Annotated in this window: 1 pseudogene; it reads right to left on the reverse strand. The window is 51.2% G+C overall.

From position 1 onward, the window contains the following. A pseudogene (locus tag BCU12_RS23260) lies at positions 1-287 on the reverse strand (thrombospondin); the annotation flags it as partial.

Here is a 287-nt window from a genome sequence, read left to right on the forward strand (position 1 = left end):
ATCCCCCACACCGTCACCATCGCTGTCTTTCGATTCGGTGTTATCTTGAGGGAAGTCATCCGCATTATCCCCCACACCATCGCCATCGCTGTCTTGAGATTCGGTGTTATCCTGAGGGAAGTCATCCGCATTATCCCCCACACCGTCACCATCGCTGTCTTTCGATTCTGTGGCATCAGTAGGGAATTCATCCGCATTATTTCCCACACCATCGCCATCGTTGTCTCTGAATTCCGTGGCATCAGTAGGGAAGTCATCGGCCTCATTAAGCACGTTATCGCCATCAA

This window comes from Vibrio sp. 10N.261.55.A7 (genome assembly GCF_002877365.1).
GTDB lineage: Bacteria > Pseudomonadota > Gammaproteobacteria > Enterobacterales > Vibrionaceae > Vibrio.